A 15,438-nucleotide genomic window follows, 5' to 3' on the forward strand; every position below is an offset into this window, starting at 1 on the left:
CAACGCCGAGACAATCCCACAGCTACGCTGATCGGGGCAGTCCACAGTGAGCAAGACCCGGGGGAAACCGTGAACCAACCGCTGCTGTTCCTCGACGTGGACGGACCGCTCAACCCTTACGCGGCCCAGCCGGAGAGGCGCCCCGACGGCTACACCACACTCAGAGTTCCCCGGAACGACGCCCATGAGGACGACAGGGGCCTCTCGTCCCGACGACGCCCCCTACGTGTCTGGCTCAACCCGGAGCACGGACGAAGCCTGCTGCGGCTCGGCTTCGAGCTGTGCTGGGCCACCACATGGATGGACGACGCCAACCGGTGGATCGCACCGGTCCTCGGCCTTCCGGAACTACCCTTCGTCGACTTCGGCGACGCCCTGCTCCAAGAACGCCCTGATGGAGTCCACTGGAAGACCGGACCGTTGGTGAACTACGCCAACGGCCGTCCTTTCGCCTGGGTGGACGACGAGCAGAGCGAGCTGGATCAGGCGTACATGACCGCCCACCACCAAGGGCCCGGGCTCCTGCACCACGTCAACCCGCGGATCGGCCTACGGGAGAACGACTTCCGCGCACTCGCCGACTTCGCCCACTCCCTGCCACCTCACGAACCACCTCACCCGCTCTTCAGGCTGCTCCATACTCGGAGCAAAGTTCTTTGCGGGACAGTCCTTAGCCGCCGCATGCTGGAGGACCGCCAACAGCCGTGACGGTTCCCGCTCATCAACGAGTGGGAGCTCGCCCCACGACATGGCAGGCCCAGCGCCTGGATGCCGCGATTGACATGCTGGTCACCGAACGAGCCAGGGAGCTCCCGGCCGCTGGCGCCAGCCTGCGCGAGCATTGCTCGGGGCCCATCTTCGGGGCCATGATCATGGGTAGATCGACTTGCCCAACCACGGTTTGCATCTATCGCGGCCTGCCTTCAGCGTTCCCACGTCTCTGGGCTCGCGGCTTCCAGGCGGTAGACGTACAGTGTGCCGCAAATGGGCTCGGGTGGTCGGGGATGATGGCCACAGCCCGCTTCCGCCGGCGGGCGCAAGCCTCAGACCCCTGGCACGCGGGCTCGCATGGCGAGGGTGGCTATCTGGGTGTGCCATGGAGGGGTGAGCAGACGACGACTCTGTAGGTATTTGCCTGTTCATCTGCGGAAGGCTAGAGCGCGCCGGGCGAGCGGTTGTCGTTCAAAGGACCGTCGCGCGGAGTCGCTTCCTCGCTCGCAGATTGCTGCGTTGGTGGCCTCGGCGTTGCCTGGTTTGGCCGCGCTGGTTGCTCTGTTGTTCACGTGGATGCAGGTGAACCAGAACAGCAAAGAGGTCCGTGTCGCGGAGCAAAGTGCGATCACCAATCGATACAACGCGGCCGTCACTAATCTCGGCTCCAGTTCGGCGCACATCCGCCTGGGCGGGATTTACGCGCTAGAGAGAATAATGCGAGACTCGCCCCGCGATGAGCCCGCTGTACTTTCCGTGCTATCAGAGTATCTGCGCGACGGCATAAGAGCGGCCCCGCGGGAAGGGAAAGAAAAAAAGCCAAAGCATTCTACTGAAATGGATGCTGCCGTATCGGTTATGGGTGATCGACCTGACAGCAGCACAGTTGGCGGTCTGGTCAATCTGCCTGGTCTCGACTTGCGTGGGCTCGGCGACGTTCAATCACTCAGAGATGACGGTATTGTGAATTTCAAAAAGGCGAGGTTCGACTCCGTCAACCTTCAAGGCACCTCTCTAGGGTCTTTCTCCCTCAGGGAAGCCTCAATGATAGATTCAAGGCTGGATAGTGCGAGTATTATCTCTAGCGATCTTACCGAAGCGGACCTTCAAGGCTCCAGCATGACAGACCTATTTTGCTCCGGTTCGGATCTAACTCGTGCGAGGCTAGGGTCGGCCAAATTGACCAACGCAGACTTCTCCTTCGGTGACCCCGAACTTTCTGGTGAATGCATACTGACCGGGGTGGACTTCACCTCAGCGGATATGATAGAGGCCAACTTGAATCACCTCAATCTTGAAGAAGCTAATTTGGCCGGAGCGAACCTGACCCAGGCGAACTTCAGTTCCGCGCAAATGCGCCACTCAATACTAAGTTCCGTCGATACGGATGGGGAGACAAAAGTGTCAGGCGCTAATTTCTATAAGGTAGACTTGCGGGACGCCGACTTGCGCGGAATTGATTTCAGTGGCAGTGACTTGCGCGGCGCGGATCTGCGTGGCGCCCAGCTTGATGGCGCTCGATTGGAGGGCGCTGAGCTTGACGGAGCGCGTGGGGTGCCTGCCGGGCATGCTTGAGGCGGCACGGATTGCGATGCTCCGGCCGAGCGTACCGGTCGAGTCCACCGACACCTACACGACTGTCGCCGACGCCCTCGCGGCGGCGGAGGAGGCCGGTGGGGTCCTGTCGTGTTTCTCCTTCGACGACTCCAGCGAGTACGAGCGCAGCCTGCGCCACGACGTGGACGGCTGGCGGTACGAGGTGATGCTGCACCCGCGGGGCGCCTGCGAACTGGTGAAGACGAGCTGGCTCGACGCCGACGACCAGGACCAGGCCGTGGAACGGCTGCGTCGCGCCCTGGCCGTGTACGTGCCCAAGGGCCTGCGCCGCCCCGGACTCGAGGCAGTGCAGCGGCCGTCGACCACGAGCGTGCCGCGCATCGGCTGGGCACAGAGCCTGCCGGTGGCCGGAATGCAGAGGTGGAAGGACATGTGCCTGGCGGAGAAGGAGCTGCCCCTGTTCGACATGGCGCCGATCGCCGACGGCCCCGGCGGCATGTGCGAGCCGCTGCCCGAGGAGCCCTTCGCGCTGTTCCGGGCGCACGGCCTGGCCGCCCGCGCGTGCGCCGGCTGCGCCGTGCCAGTGACCGACCGGCACCCGCACTGGCCGGGCGTGCTGGTCGGCGTGGAGAACGAGTACGGGCCGGCGTGCGACCGTTCACGCCTGGGGGCGAGCCCCTGCAGCGCATCAGCCACGTCATGGATGCCGTCCAAGCCCGCCCGGCCGGGAAGCTGACCGGCAGGGAGCAGCAGGTCCAGTGCTGGCACTGCGATGTGCACGTAACCGAGCAGCACCCCCACTGGCCGGGGATGTGGACCGAGGCCGGCGGATCCTGCAGCCCGGTCTGCGCCGTGTTCGGCTGGGGCCGCTCGAAGCCAACATGCCGGGGCCGCTGAACAACGTCACAGCCAACCAGGGCTCCACGCGACGGGACATGACCGTGGTCTGGCTCCGTGTGCCAGACGCAGTCCGCGCCGTCGAGAGCGGGTCGATCTGCGAAACCGCCAGTGCTCTCGGCCTCGTCCTTGCCGCACGCACCCTTGCCCTCTAGACGCGCCTGACACCGCTGGTACAGGTCTACCGCGAGTTCATCGACATCGGCGGTGACGAACGCGTCAACAGCACCCGCTACGCCTACGAGACCAGCCTCCGCCTCCACGTGGAGCCGTACTTCGGCACCCGGGCCATAGGCGCCATCAAGCCCAAGGACCTCAAGGCCTGGCTGAAGTGGATGGTCGAGGACCGCGGCTACGAAGCCAGCACCGCCATCAACCGCTACGAGACCCTCAGCGGGGTCTTCAGCTTCGCCTTCGCCAACGACTACATCGCCAAGAACCCCTGCCAACAGGTCAAGGCAGGCCGGTCCCGAGCCAAGCGCAAGACCAAGAAGACCATCCACCTGCCCACCCTGGCGGAAATTGAAGCCATCGCCGCCAACCTGCCCGGACCTCTCCAGCTCCTGGTCTGGCTGATGGCCGGGTGTGGCCTGCGCATCGGCGAAGCCAGCGCAGTGTCGCTGCAGCAGATCGACTTCGAGACCGGCACCCTCCACGTCGACCGGCAGATCACCCAGGACGGCGAAAACGAGAAGCCCACCACAAAGCGGCAGAAGGCGGTGACCAAGGGCAGGGGGCGTGCCCACTGCATCCGCCACCTCAAGTGGCGGGACCAGGACGAAGGACGCTCCGTCCCCCTGCCGGCCACCATCGCCGCCAAGATCCGCGAACACCTGCGACTGCATGGAACGTTCCGCGTCGAAGACGGTCTGAACCGGATCGCAGGTGACTACCTGTTCTCCAACATCGGACGGACCAACATCCTCATGTACTCCCTCGTCAACCGGCTCTGGCGCAACGCCAAGAAAGCCGCCGGCATCACCAGGAAGATCACCCCGCACTGGCTCCGGCACTTCTTCGCCTCCGCCGGCCTGTCCAAGGGCGTATCCGTCACCGACATGGCCGAATGGCTCGGCCACCGCGACCCCAAAATCACCCACCAGACCTACGCCCACATCATGCCCGACGCCCCACAACGCCTCCGGACCGTGATGGACTCCGTCTTCATGCTCGAGACAGAGCTGAGCCTGCCCCTGCAGTTCGACACACTCGTCGAAGCTGCATAGGGCGCATTACGGGCCCGCTGCCCTGGGCCGTGAGAAAGCCGAGCGGGTCCCGTACCAGCCGATGAGCGTGTCCGACCAGCGGCCACGCTCCCGCGGCGAGGCCGGGCTGCTGCTGAGGCACTGTCTACCCCTCATTTCTGATACTGGGTCTGACGCCCGCTGTCGGGGCTGCCCCGGACAGATCGTGGGGGCACCGGCGCTGCGGGCGGGAGAACAAGAGTTGTCGGACGAGTCCGGGTCGGCCCGAAAAGGTCGCATCTGCAGTCACGGCAGATCGCAACCGCTGGCGCCCTGGTCGGCCCACCAGCCCGCCGCCCCAGCCGCCCGTTCCGAGTCCGCGGGCTACAGGGGTCGGAACCGCCAGTTGCCCGGCGCATCGGGGTCATCGCTGGTGCCGTACTCCTGGCTGCCCCACAGGATCTCCCCGTGGTCCAGCGTGCCGTTCCCGTCCAAGCGGACACCACTACGGTCAAACGCTCGGCGAGGCCCTCGCCGTCGTTGTCCGCGGACTTGCGCATGCCTGCAACGAAGTCCGCACAGTCCAACGGCCCGTCTCCTGCCGCCATGGAGGCAAGGTCCTTCACCACAGCTCGCCCAGCGCGCTCCGCAGACGCGTGATCTTCGCAGTTCCCTCACCCAGACCGAACGCAGTCGCGATCTGGTCGGCGATCACCAGCACATCGCCCTCCGCCAGACGGCCGTCGCCGTCCCCCGTCCAGCATCTCGGACGTACGGCGCAGTTTCTGATCTGGAACTCCCACAGCGCTACCCATCGTCAGCTCTCCTCAACTACCGCTCTGCAAGGGGTGTCGATCACCGGACCGTGATCACCGAAGGAGGAACCATGCTCCATCGGTTTCAGGCACGGCCCACCGGCCGGCAAACGCGGGCGCCGCCATGAGGGCCGGGCCCGCGCTCCCTCCTCCACACACCGATGTCCGGGTGAGACTGGCAGCCCCTGCCCTTTCGAGTTTCTCGACCGGGGGCACTTGGCACGGGGCCCATGTCTTCTCCGCGATGCTCAGCTCCCGTGCAGGCTGGCGGAGTTCCCGAAGGGGTGAGATCGGCGGCATCTTCGGATTCGTGCTGTGCCGGTGTGCTGTCCTATGTGGCGGCCTGCGATGTCCGTATGCCGATCAAGGAGTGCTGCCCTGGCCACGCTGGCGTCGGTTCGACGGCAAACGGCTGGCCTCGGAGCCTGCGAGGAGGCGGTGCATCATGACGGATCGGTCGCTTTCCCCTGCCTGGTCCCTGACACCGGCCGAGCAAGTCCTCAGGTCGCTTTTCCTCGGGCCGCGGGGGCTGGGGACCTCAGCGGCTCGCATCGTCCGCGACCTCCCTGCCGAGGGCGCAGACCGCAGTACCGACCTGTCCCCGGCACCCGTCGCGGCGCCGCTCTCCAAACGGCCGGTTGTAGTGTCGGTCTTGCCGCGACCGGCAACACACTGCCCAACCCCGCTGGGTGTGACGCTGTACTGTCCCCGCCCGGTCCGGGTGGACGAGTCCTTGGGCGCGGAGGTCAACGAACGGCTTGTTGCCTGGGTGGAGCGCGTAGGTATCTTCCCCGGGAAGCTGGAGTCGGTACGCGCCTGCAACTACGGCCGCTACGCGATGCTGATCCACCCGGACTGCGACGATCCGGACCGGCTGCTGCTGGCCGCGCAGTGCATGGCGGCCTTGTTCGCGGTGGATGACTACTACTGCGATGACGAACGCACCGGCTCCGATACCGCGCTGGTCGGTAATCGGCTCACGCTCGCGCAGACCGCTCTGGACCCGGCCTACCTGGTGGGCGGGTGGGGATACCGCGAGGAGCTGGAGCGGGCGCTCGCTGCGGATCCTGTCCTGGGGGGATTGCGTTCCTACATCGAGCGGGTCGCCGGGTTCGGGACGCCGGCGCAGGTGGGCCGGGTCCGCCACGAGACCGTGGCCATGTTCGTGGCGATGAGTGGTGAGGCCGGCTGGCGGGTCAGGAAGACGAGCCCGGCGGTGTGGGAGTACCTGGCGGCCCGGCAGGTCAACAGCTTCCTTCCGTGCATGACGCTGATCGACATCATCGGCGGCTACGAGCTACCCGCCACCCTCTACGCGCATCCCCCGGTGCGGCGGGCGACGATGCTGGCGGCCAGCGCGTCCATCATCCTCAACGACCTGTACTCGATGGCCAAGGAGTCCGAACCCGGCATCGGCGACGGCGGCCTGCCCGACGTCATCGCCACCGAACGCGGCTGCACCGTCCAAGAAGCGGTCCGTCTCAGCGCCGCCTACCACGACGACCTCGTCCGCGCCTTCGAAGCCGCCGCGAAAGAACTCGCCGCCACGATCCCCTCCCCTGAACTCGGACGCTACCTCGCCGGGCTCCACGCATGGCTCGGCGGCAGCCACGAATGGCACGCCACCACCGGCCGCTACTAACGACCTCGTGCACGTTTGGCCGTAGCGTGTCGTGATCTTGATCGTTTGTGTTGCATGTGGTGGGGATGGCGCGTGCTGCGGTTGTGGTGAATCAGCGGGTCCCCGGTCTGGGACGGACGGTGGTGGCGGCCGTCTCCAGTAGGGGGTGGCGCAGGAGGCGTGAGGCCCAATAGGCGGGGTCGGCTCCGGAGGGGGAACACGTGGTCAGAATGGACTTGGTCGTGGTGTGGGTGAGCAGGCCGCGGTGCTGGGCTTCCCGGACCACGGTGACGGGGCCGATCGCCTCACCACGGTGGACCAGCGCGACCAGGCGGCCGAAGAGCCCTGCGTGCACGAGGTCGGCGAAGTTCTCCGCGTAGAGACAGGCCCGGACCTCCCTCGGGGCGCCTGGCTGGGTGGTGGAAGCGGAGCGGAACGCCCGCTCGTCCTCGAACCGCCCCTCCTCCCGGCCCTGGACAGCGGGCGGTGGAACGGAGGCGATGCGGGCATCGGAGCCGGGATACGGGCGCCACTGCTGGGCGAATCCGTCGAGAACACGGGCCAGGCCGGCATCCACGTGACGAGCCGCTACGCTACCGAGCCCGCCACCGACCTCACCTGAAGCCGGTGGGATGCCCCGCCCCCCACCCGAACAGCGCAGCCGGGGCGCTCTCGTCCCGTCGTGTGACCCACATCATGGGAACCCGTACCTCCTGCCGGACATATCAAGACGTGACGTCAATACACACCCGCATCAGGGACGGCGACCCGGATTCCTTCCGCCATCTCTTCCGCTCACACGCCCAGATCGTCCACCGCTACGCCGTCCGCGCCACCGGCGACCGGTCCACCGCCGAGGACATCGTCTCGCTCACGTTCCTGGAGGCCTGGCGCCTCCGCGCCCGGCTTCCCGAGGAGCCGGACGGCGCGAAGGCCTGGCTGATGGGCATCGCGGTGAACGTCCAGCGCAACACCAACCGTGCCGCCCGCCGCCACGAGAAGGCGCTGGCCCGCATGCCCGCCAAGGAAGCCGTGCCGGACATCGCGGGTGAAGTGGTGGGCAGGATGGCGGACGCCGAACAGCTCACCGCCGCGAAGAACGCCCTGGGGAAGCTGCGCCGGTCGGAGCGCGAGGTCGTCACCCTCTGCGTCTGGTCCGGCCTGAGCTATGCGGAAGCGGCCGAGGCCCTGGGCGTGGCCGTCGGCACCGTACGGTCGCGGCTGTTCCGGGCCCGCGAGCGCCTGCGCAAGCTCACCGAACAGGAGCTCCGGCAACACGCTGACGAGACGGCGGCCCGGCGGCCCGAGCGCCTCCACCTGCACCTGAACCTGAACCGGCCGAACGAGAAGTGGAACCGATGATGCGTATCTCCCGGCGGCCCCAAGAGCCGCTCGACCACAGCGACTTCGACCTGCTGCTTCCCCGTCAGGACGAGACAGCCCTGCCCAAGGCCCGGCAGGACCTGCTCGAAGAGGCCCTGTGGGCCGAGGCGCACCGCACCGCCCCGCGCGCACCGCGCTCCCCTGCGCACCGCACGGCCTGGATTGCGCTGCCGGCCGCCGCAGCCGTGATAGCGGGTGCCGTGATCGTTGCCCCGGACAGCTCGGGTACCTCGGATACGGACACCCGCCCGCCGAAGGCCGGTGCGAAGCTGCAACCCGGCACCACCAAAGGCCTGTCGGCGACCGTCGACCGCATCTCGCTCGCGGCGGCACGGCAGCCGGCACTGGAGCCCCGGCAGGACCAGTACATCTACGTGGAGAGCAAGGTGACGGGCGGGCGGGTCGACAGAGCGGGCGGCAAGGAGAAGCTCGTGGTGACTCCGCTGCGCTCGCGCCAGGTCTGGCACTCGCCCGACGGCCTCAAGAGCTTCATCTACGAGCCCGGCCATGAATTCATGGACAAGAACGGCGAGGACCTCGACCTCGAGCGTGCCGATGACGTCACCGACCGGGGCTCCTACAACAACGTCAAGGCGCTCCCCACCGACCCCGACGTCCTGCTCGAGCGCCTCTACCAGGGGGGAAAGATGGGTAACCCGCAGGCCGACTGGACGGCGTTCGGGGAGATAGGCCAGCTGTTGGAGGAGCAGATCGCGGCGCCGAAGATCAGCGCCGCACTGTTCAAGGCGGCTGCCAAGATCCCGGGCGTCACGCTCGTGGACAAGGCCGTCGACGCGACCGGCCGGTCCGGTATCGCAATCACTCACACCGGCCCCGTCAGCCGTCAGGAGTGGATCTTCGACAGGAACACCTATGCGTACCTCGGCCAGCGTGACGTGCTGGTCAAGCCGTATCGGGGCCTCGAACCCGGTGCCGTCACCCACGAGACCGTGGTCATCAAGCGGGCCGTGGTCGACGCGAAGAAGGAGCTCCCCGACGGCACGACGCTCTGAGCCGATCCGGACCTCGAGCGTCCGGATCAGCAGCCGCACCTGCCCGAGGGGCCTCGCACGCCGCGGCGGTTCCGGGCCCGCTACCGGTCTCTGCTCGCTTCCTCGCCATGTCAGGTGCGGTCGCGAGCGATGAAGAGCTTGAACAACTTCGCCAGCGAGGTCTTCCCCGTGTTGTTAACGGCCGACGCACAACGTCACCTTGTCAGTGAAGGAGAGCTCGGTCTCACGTAGCAGCCTGAAGTTGGCGATGACGGCCTTGGCCGGCCGGGGTGGCGTCGAAAGGCTGAGGCCGGGTGACCCGGCAAAGCCGTCTCGCTGCCCCGGAACGGCATTGCCTGCACTGGTCTGAGTCATCTCACGGCTCCCGGTGTGCTTTCACCTCTGGGGCAACCAGGGAGCACGTGGCGAACGTACCGAGGAGCCCGTGTTATGCCACAGGCTCCGGGGCCGCATCCTGCCACCCAAGGCCCGTAATTGCGCAATTCTCATATTGCGATTAATTCCGATCATGTCGACTCGGTGGTTAACGTCAAATGCCCAAATGGTGCCAAATGTGTTTGCGGCGCACTGTGCCCTTGGGCTCCTTGCTGCCCATTTGGCGAGAGCGGCCCCGGCCTCGGTCCCCGCTGAGCCTTGTTCCCCGCTGAACCAGCACTCGGCTATCGCTGCCGGTTGCGTCCGCTTTCAGCTGTCAGTACCTCGTGGCCGCCCTCGAGCCCGAGCACCAGATGGGGGCGAGGTAGAGGGTGCGGGTTTCGCTGGTGTTTGTGACGCTCGCTAAGACGAGCTTGTGGTCCTTGACGTGCCAAGTGCCTTCGGTCGTGCCGTTGTGGACCAGGCGCCAGACGCGGGCGCGCCAGATGACGTCGAACTCGGCGGCGCGGCTCTCCCTGCGGTAACGGCCGTCGGCCATGAAGTCCCAGGTGATTCCCTTCCCGCGACGGGGACGAACGCCAGCGCCATGCCCACCGCCAGCCGGCTGACCTCTACATCCCACAGCATCAGGCCTCGCAGATAACACCCACCCCACCGGCGCTGATCCCGCCGCGGGAGCGAGGCGAACACATCCGCAACGAACTCCGTTGACTCACCCCGGAGCCGTTCCACCTAGTCCTGGTCATTGGCCGCCGGCGGCCAGGATGCGCGGTCACTCAGGTGGTTGAATTCCACCAGTTCGCGGGCGAGGACGTCGAAATGGGGGAGCGGGGCCCACAAGCTGCGCTCACCGATGACGTAGAGGCGGCGCTTGGCACGGCTCGCGGCGACGTTGAGCAGATGGGGGGTGCGGGCCGCCCACTCGCGGGCCCCGGGACGGCCGCCGCCGAGTATGAGGATGACGACGTCGGCTTCCTTGCCTTGTGCTCGGTGGACGGTGGCGCAGCGGTCGTCGAGGAGTTCAGCGGTCCAGCCTTCACGGCCGCGGCAGACCTTCTTGCACTCGGCGACGAGGGCCCGGAACGGGGCGATGACGCGTACGCGCTCGACGCCGACGCCGTGCCGGTCCAGGAGGCCGAGGACGAACTCGAAGGCGCGGCGGTCGCGTTCGCCCCACGGGGCGTCGGCCGGGCGGGCGGGGTCGTCGGTGTTGAGCCAGCGGCTGGGCAGCAGCCCGTCCCGTTCCCCGTCGGGGAACGCCTGTTGCGCGGTGCCGTAGACCATGAGGCCGTCGTACGCGACCTCATTGCTGACGGTGAACATCGGTTCTTCGCAGCGGCGGTGGACTCGCAGCGGTGAACCCACCCAGACGTGGTCGTCGTCCCCGTCCGGGGCCGGCAGGTAGGTGCCGTAGCGGTTGGACCGGTCGGCCACGGCCTGGGCCGAGGTGGCCGAGGGCAGCCACCGCTCGTCGACGCCGTAGGCGCGCAGCAGCCGGCGTTGCAGAGCGGTGGGCATGGTGACGACGGGCTCGAGCTGGAGAGGATCGCCGACCAGAACGGCACGGCGGGCTCGCCACAGTGCGCCCACGGCGGCCTGCGGGGTGGCCTGCCCGGCCTCGTCCACGAGCAGCCAGCCGATCGACTCCCGGCCGAGGCGCGCGAACATGCTGCCGACGGAGGAGAACGTGGTGGAGACGACGGGAACCATGAGGAAGAGGGTCTGCCAGGCATGCTCGACCTCTTCGTCGGGCAGCGGTCCACTGGTTCCCGCCATCAGCTCCATCAGGACCTGGAGATTGCCGCGGACCCTCTTCGCAGCCCCGGCCACGAAGGCGCGGTGCAGGTCGAGGGCGCGCAGGAACAGGTCGCTGCGCGCGGTGGACCACGCCTCGTCGGACCAGGGGGAGCCGAGTTCCTGGTCGGCTTCGTCGAGGTGGAGCCAGCCGAGCGGCAGTGAGGGCAGACTCCGAGCCGCCTGTTGCAGTTCGTGGTGGCGTTCGTTGAGCTCGGTTATGGCGGCCCGCAGGTCGTGGCGGGCCGCTTCAGCGGCCTGCCGGGCCCGCCGCAGTGCGGTGTCCGCCGCGGCCTGCCGGGCGCGCGTGGTCTGTTCGTGCGCGAGGGCGGCGGTGAGGCCGGCGGCGGCCTCGTCGACGGCGGTGGCGGACCGGGAGTTCCGGCCCTCGGCCAGGGATTCGGCGCGTACGGCTGCGGCGACCTGCTCCAGGGAGTCGTCGAGGGCGGCGCGCTGCTGGACGAGCAATTGCGCGTTCTCGGCCCGGGCACGCTCTTGTTGCTCTTCGGCGGCCTGCCGGTCGGCGGAGCTCTGAAACAGGTGCCGTAGTCCGCCGCGCAGGCCTCGCTTGGCGGTAGGTGGTGTGTCCTGGCGTGCGGTGAGCACCGTGACGTACTCGCGGTGGTGCGCGGCCAGTTCACGAGCGGCCGACAGGTCCGCACGGGCGGCGGCAAGCTCCTGTCGGGCTCGTGGTACGCGCTCGGTGGCCGCCCGGTGTCCGGCTTCGGCCGCCGCGGTGGCACGCCGGGCTGCGCCGGTGGCGACGGTGGCCCGTTCCAGGGCGGACGTCGCGGCGGTGACCTGCTGGTCTGTGCGGAACACGGCGGCTTCCAGGTCCGCGATCCGCTGCCCGGCCGACGGAGACTCGACGGCTATCAGCGCCGAGGCCAGCCGGGCACGCTCGGTACGCAGGCGCTCGACCTCGGCCTGGGCGGTGCGGAACGCGGCGACGGCGGCGGTCCACGACGGCACGGGCTCGGCGGGCCCGGCCGCCGCGTCCCGGTTCGCCGCGTCCCGGTCCGCCGGGGCGGCGGGGCGTCGGCTGCCGGGCGGAGTCCTCGGCGGGATCCAGTCACTCAGGACAGCCTGCATGCCGCGCAGTGGTGGCAGTCCTGCTGCGGACCGGGCGGCAGCCTCCTTCTCCGGCAGCCGGCCCCACCAGAACCGGTCGCCGAACTCCTTGCGGTTGGTCTTGTTCCCGAGCACCGCCGCGACCAGGCCCCACGCTTGGCCGCCGAGGAGGGCGGAGGCGAGGTCGGAGAAATGGTCGGGGCCGCCGTGCCAGTGCTCACCGAGCGCGCCGATGCCGGGCAGCTCGGCGGTGATGTTCTCGACCGCGCCGTTGTTGGAGGAGGCGACCACGATCTCGAACCCGGTCAGCCGAGGGTCGAGCCGCGACACGAATCGCGCGTGCTTGCCCTGCCGGTCCTTGCCTCGCCACGCCGGACCGTTAAATGCCTGTGCGGGCCGGTCGAACGTCGCCAACACCGCTGCCCGCTCGACCACCAGCGCGGCGACCAGGTCGCGCAACATCGTCGTCTTGCCCGTGCCGGGCGGGCCGTTCACGGAGAACATCCCCCCTTCGGTGCCCGCGCGGTCGGTGAGCATCCGGTCGACCGCGAACTGCTGGCTCAGCGCGAGCGGGAACTGCGCTGGTGCGGGCCACCGCCCCGGCGGAACCAGCTCCGGACTCACCCCGGCCAGGACGACTCCGCGCTCCCGGCGCACATCAGTCCGCATCCCCACGGCAATGGCATCGTGCTCGGTCAGATACGCGTCCAGTGCCGGGCCGACCCCCTTGCCGAGGGCCCCGGCGACCCGGGCGAGATCCGGAGGGAGCAGGCTGTTGAGGAAAGGCGCTGCTGCGGCGACCTTCGCCTGTGGGTCCCGAGGCCGGTGGACCAGCCTGCTCCGCACCCTGATCACCTGGGGCCGCAGATGGTCCTGCACCCCGCACAGGTCGGCGATCTGCGCGGTCAGGGCGACGAGATCGGCGAACGTGAGCGCGCGGGGACCAGAGCCACCCCTGTGCGCCTCCGGCATGTCCGCAGGGTCGGCCGGCGCCCGCTCGGGAACACTCCCGCCACCCTCCGGATGCCCGGACTCGGCATGGTCTCCGGCGGGCCGGCGGGCCGCTGCCCAGTCGGCGGCGCGGCGCACCAGGGGTTCAGCCGCGCCCTGCAGGACGGCGCCGACGACCTCGCCGAACAGGGCCCCGACCGCGCCGACTGCGGCTTCGCCCAGGATCTCGCCGAGCAGTCGCTGCCAGCTCACGCGGCCGGCCCCGGCCCCGGCCGCAGTTCCCGGCCCACGGCCGGAGCCGGGCCGCTGCCCGTACGCCGTGCCGTGAGGCGGGGCGGCGGAGCCGTAGGGAATCGCGGTGGCCGTCAGCTCGTCGATCGCCGTGCCGAACGCGTCGTCGAGGTCCTCGAAGCCGTCCAGCCAGCCCGGTGCGGAGGGTCCCGGATCGAAGAGGCGGCCGGTCGCCCAGGCACAGGCGGAGATCACGGACGTGTCCTCGACCGGTCGCCCCTGATCGTCCAGGACCAGGGCGAACATCGCGCTCTGGCCCGGCAGCGTCAGCTCGGACTGCGGCACACCGGGATCCGGATCGGTCCCCGCGGGCAATACCGCGATCATCGCCTGACGGAGCAGCTCCAGATCGAAAACCCCGCAGTAGATTTCGTGCCGCCACATCCGGCCGTCCGGCGCCCGGCGCGCGCCCGTCTCCGGATGGTCGGCATCCCACGGCAGGTGCGGTGGTATCCGTCCCGGCAGCGGCGTCAGGTCGACGACGTACTCGTCCCTCGGGCCGGACCGTGCGGCGGAGCGCCGCCGGGGCAACGCCGGGATGCTCGGCGGACCGAACAGCTCGATGGCGCGCCAGCACTCCAGCAACGCTTCCCGGCGGCGGTCCTGCCCCTGTCCGCTCCGCACCCCCCGGCCCCCTGTCCCACGCGCGGCACCCGGCCGCTCCCTTGCCGATCAGCTGTCCGTCGAATCTACCGGACCTCCATCAGGCCGGGTCCCGGCAAGCTGGGACACAGCTCGGCGACAAGTACAAGTACGTGTGTCGGCTTCGGCTCGGCGAGCACATCTGCCGGACGCGCCGCGGTAATCGATTGCCGGGAGTGGATGGTCGCGTCCGGATGCGGATAAGGCGGAGCGGTGGCGGCTCCTAGTGCTGTGACCGCATTGGTTCGCCGGGTTGCTCGTTGTGCTGGTAGGAAGCAACGGCCAGCGAGGGGCGGGGATGGCGGCACTGGTCAGGGTTCGTCGGTTGACCGAGCAGGAGGGGCAGAAACTGCAGCGGATCGTGCGGCTGGGCACTACGAGTGCGGTGCGGTTCCGGCGGGCGATGCTGCTGCTGGCTTCGGCCGGCGGGAACACCGTCCCGGTCATCGCGCGTCTGGTCCAGGCGGACGAGGACACCGTCCGGGACGTGATCCACAGCTTCAACGAGATGGGGCTGGCCTGTCTGGACCCTCGGTGGGCGGGAGGCCGTCCCCGCCTGCTCAACCGTGACGACGAGGACTTCGTCGCCGAGACGGCCACCACTCGTCCGACCATGCTGGGCCTGCTCGTCCGCCGCGGGATCTCCTTCCAGCGGACCAAGACCTGGAAGGAATCCCCGGACCCGGACTTCGACGTGAAGCTGGACCGGATCGAGTACGCGATCAACGAGCGGCCGGACCGCACCTTTGCTTTCGACGAGTTCGGCCGCTCGGTATCCGTCCGACCGGCGGCTCGTGCTGGGCACCGGCCGCCCGGACCGGCTGCCGGCCGCTTATCGCCGCACCCACGGGATCACCTATTTCCACGGCTGTTACTCGGTCGGTGACGACCGGCTCTGGGGCGTTGTCCGACGGCGCAAGGGCATCGACCACACCTGGGCGGCCCTGCGGTCGATCCGCGCGGCCCGCCCGGACGGCGCCCCCATCTTTCTGGCGGCCGAATTCGCCCGGGCCGGTGTCCTGTAGGCTCGCATTTCGCCTGTCCCTTTCTCATTGACCGTGGCCTTTGTCCGGCCCAAGGGACGGCGGGATGAGACGAACTCCCCTCTGATCGTTGACTCGTGGTAGTGCTGA

Annotated in this window: 9 protein-coding genes and 2 pseudogenes; 8 read left to right on the forward strand and 3 right to left on the reverse strand. The window is 68.5% G+C overall.

The annotated features are described in order from the left end of the window. The first annotated feature begins 69 nt into the window (after positions 1-69). The 5 genes and pseudogenes from AB0G59_RS04915 (at position 70) to AB0G59_RS04935 (ending at position 6,806) form a co-directional block, all read left to right on the forward strand. Positions 70-674, forward strand: a pseudogene (locus tag AB0G59_RS04915) (hypothetical protein). A 559-nt stretch (positions 675-1,233) separates the two neighbouring features. Further along, entirely contained in the window at positions 1,234-2,286 is a 1,053-nt protein-coding gene (locus tag AB0G59_RS04920; RefSeq protein ID WP_360908624.1) for a pentapeptide repeat-containing protein, read from the forward strand. Positions 2,287-2,302: 16 nt separating this feature from the next. Beyond that, positions 2,303-3,004: a hypothetical protein gene (locus AB0G59_RS04925; RefSeq protein WP_360908091.1), complete on the forward strand. Its 702-nt coding sequence runs from the start codon at positions 2,303-2,305 to the stop codon at positions 3,002-3,004. 361 nt (positions 3,005-3,365) lie between these two features. Continuing rightward, positions 3,366-4,391: a tyrosine-type recombinase/integrase gene (locus AB0G59_RS04930; RefSeq protein WP_360908626.1), complete on the forward strand. Its 1,026-nt coding sequence runs from the start codon at positions 3,366-3,368 to the stop codon at positions 4,389-4,391. A gap of 1,218 nt (positions 4,392-5,609) precedes the next feature. Then, positions 5,610-6,806 carry a family 2 encapsulin nanocompartment cargo protein terpene cyclase gene (locus AB0G59_RS04935; RefSeq protein WP_360908093.1) on the forward strand — a complete coding sequence of 399 codons (1,197 nt, stop codon included), beginning with the start codon at positions 5,610-5,612 and terminating at the stop codon, positions 6,804-6,806. Between the two features lie 91 nt (positions 6,807-6,897). On the opposite strand, the gene AB0G59_RS04940 is transcribed toward AB0G59_RS04935, so the two are convergent. After that, the gene (locus AB0G59_RS04940; protein WP_360908095.1) at positions 6,898-7,362 is read right to left on the reverse strand and encodes a DnaB-like helicase N-terminal domain-containing protein; all 465 of its coding nucleotides are present in this window, start codon (positions 7,360-7,362) and stop codon (positions 6,898-6,900) included. A gap of 119 nt (positions 7,363-7,481) precedes the next feature. Here AB0G59_RS04940 and AB0G59_RS04945 point away from each other — a divergent pair, with 119 nt between their 5' ends. Both AB0G59_RS04945 and AB0G59_RS04950 read left to right on the forward strand, forming a co-directional pair. Continuing rightward, complete coding sequence (locus AB0G59_RS04945) at positions 7,482-8,147, forward strand: RNA polymerase sigma factor (protein ID WP_360908097.1); 666 nt, start codon at positions 7,482-7,484, stop codon at positions 8,145-8,147. Then, complete coding sequence (locus tag AB0G59_RS04950) at positions 8,144-9,181, forward strand: CU044_5270 family protein (protein WP_360908099.1); 1,038 nt, start codon at positions 8,144-8,146, stop codon at positions 9,179-9,181. The genes AB0G59_RS04945 and AB0G59_RS04950 overlap by 4 nt, the downstream gene beginning before the upstream one ends. Before the next feature lie 691 nt (positions 9,182-9,872). Here the strand turns inward: AB0G59_RS04950 and AB0G59_RS04955 are convergent. Both AB0G59_RS04955 and AB0G59_RS04960 read right to left on the reverse strand, forming a co-directional pair. Beyond that, entirely contained in the window at positions 9,873-10,094 is a 222-nt protein-coding gene (locus AB0G59_RS04955) for a hypothetical protein (RefSeq protein ID WP_360908658.1), read from the reverse strand. A 194-nt stretch (positions 10,095-10,288) separates the two neighbouring features. Further along, positions 10,289-14,287, reverse strand: a complete 3,999-nt coding sequence (locus AB0G59_RS04960; RefSeq protein WP_360908101.1) for an ATP-binding protein — start codon at positions 14,285-14,287, stop codon at positions 10,289-10,291. A gap of 316 nt (positions 14,288-14,603) precedes the next feature. Here AB0G59_RS04960 and AB0G59_RS04965 point away from each other — a divergent pair. After that, positions 14,604-15,297: pseudogene (locus AB0G59_RS04965) on the forward strand (helix-turn-helix domain-containing protein); the annotation flags it as partial. Positions 15,298-15,438 lie beyond the last annotated feature (141 nt).

Source organism: Streptomyces sp. NPDC021096, from assembly GCF_040641275.1.
Taxonomy (GTDB): Bacteria; Actinomycetota; Actinomycetes; order Streptomycetales; family Streptomycetaceae; genus Streptomyces.

Excerpts from the sequence above, each read along its gene's own strand:
- AB0G59_RS04935 (WP_360908093.1), top strand. The coding sequence starts at position 5,610 with ATGACGGATCGGTCGCTTTCCCCTGCCTGGTCCCTGACACCGGCCGAG.
- AB0G59_RS04925 (WP_360908091.1), top strand. The coding sequence starts at position 2,303 with ATGCTCCGGCCGAGCGTACCGGTCGAGTCCACCGACACCTACACGACT.
- AB0G59_RS04955 (WP_360908658.1), bottom strand. The coding sequence starts at position 10,094 with ATGGCCGACGGCCGTTACCGCAGGGAGAGCCGCGCCGCCGAGTTCGAC.
- AB0G59_RS04950 (WP_360908099.1), top strand. The coding sequence starts at position 8,144 with ATGATGCGTATCTCCCGGCGGCCCCAAGAGCCGCTCGACCACAGCGAC.
- AB0G59_RS04945 (WP_360908097.1), top strand. The coding sequence starts at position 7,482 with ATGGGAACCCGTACCTCCTGCCGGACATATCAAGACGTGACGTCAATA.